The sequence below is a fragment of the Nocardia sp. NPDC101769 genome, assembly GCF_044766925.1.
GTDB lineage: Bacteria > Actinomycetota > Actinomycetes > Mycobacteriales > Mycobacteriaceae > Nocardia.
The window spans coordinates 1-1,465 of the sequence record NZ_JBIWMX010000141.1 but is presented as its reverse complement, the minus strand read 5'-3'; the positions used below and the strand labels follow the sequence as shown (position 1 = coordinate 1,465).

Sequence of the window (1,465 nt, the reverse complement as noted above, 5' to 3'; positions counted from 1 at the left end):
GGTATTAGAGTCCCTAAGATCGGAGATGTCCGGGTTCGTTGCCTGGATGCCCAGGTCGGTGGGGTGTAGCTGATTAGAGTCTGCCTTCGTCGTGGCTCGACAGGAGTGGCTGCCCCACCGTCTGGACGCTCCGGCCACTGATTGAGATCTGAAGCGGTTCGTCGCTGGTTAGGGACCTGATGGCGGGGTTGTCCGCGGGGAGGTTCGTGTGGACGGAGTGTGAGAGTGGCTGTGCGCCCTCGGATTTGGATCGGTATCGATGTAGGTAAGGCCGCCCATCATGCGTGTGTGGTGGACGAACTGGGCAAAGTGTGCTGGTCGAGCAGGGTGAACAACGACCAGCGGGCGATCGAGTCGATCATCGCTCGGGCCCGGGCGACCGGTGCCGAACGGGTGTGGGCGATCGATCTGATCAGCCCGCTGGCCGCGCTGCTAATCACGGTGCTGCTGGCTGCCGGTGAGCAGGTGGTGTACGTGCCTGGTCGGATGGTGGCGACCATGACCGGGATGTTCCGGGGTGAAGGCAAGACCGACGCCAAGGATGCCCGGGTGATTGCCGACACCGCCCGCCTGAAGACCGATCTGCAACCGGTCACCGCGCCAGACGAGTTGATCGCCGAGCTGACTGCGCTTTCGGCCTATCGTGCCGATCTGATGGACGACTGGGTGGCCGGGGTAAACCGGCTGCGGGCGATGCTCGCGTCGATCTTCCCGGCCCTGGAGGCGGCGTTCGACTACTCGTCGCGCTCGCCGCTGATCCTGGTGTCGGGACTGTGTACCCCGGCGGAAATTCGTGCTTCCGGAATCGACGGTGTTGCAACGCTTCTCGCGGAGAATGGGGCGTGGGCGAAAGGCATCGACAAGATCGCTGCGACTGCGGTATCCGCGGCCGGCGAGCAGGACGTTGCTGTTCCAGCTGAGGCGGCAACCGCGGCTTTGATCAAGCGGTTGGCGGCCAAGCTTCTCAATCTCGATCGCGAGATCAAGGATCTCGACAAGCAGATCGCCACCGTGTTTCGGCAGCATCCGCATGCGTCGATCATCGAGTCGATGCCGGGCATGGGCCCGCATCTGGGTACTGAATTCCTGGTGGCCACCGGCGGTGACCTGGCAACGTTCTCGACGTCGGGTCGTCTTGCGTCCTATGCCGGTTTGGTTCCGGTGCCGCGTGATTCCGGCCGTGTCACCGGAAACCTGCACCGGCCCAAACGGTTCAATCGGCGGCTGCGGCGGGTGTTCTATATGGCCGCTCTGTCCGCGATCCGACGCGAAGGCCCGTCACGGACCTTCTACCAGCGCAAGAGGAATGAACGGCAGGTTCACACGCAGGCGCTGCTCGCGCTATCTCGGCGCTTGGTCGATGTGCTGTGGGCACTATTGCGTGACGGACGGCACTTCACTGAGCAGCCTCCGAGGGCTGTCCCGGCGACAGCTGCGGCTTGACATCCTCATTGAGACTCCTGTT

At 63.4% G+C, this 1,465-nt stretch carries 1 protein-coding gene; it reads left to right on the top strand.

Annotation, left to right across the window (positions count from 1 at the left end):
* Positions 1-225 precede the first annotated feature (225 nt).
* On the top strand, positions 226-1,443 hold the full coding sequence (locus ACIRRA_RS46010; protein WP_402782488.1) for an IS110 family transposase: 1,218 nt from the start codon (positions 226-228) through the stop codon (positions 1,441-1,443).
* Positions 1,444-1,465 lie beyond the last annotated feature (22 nt).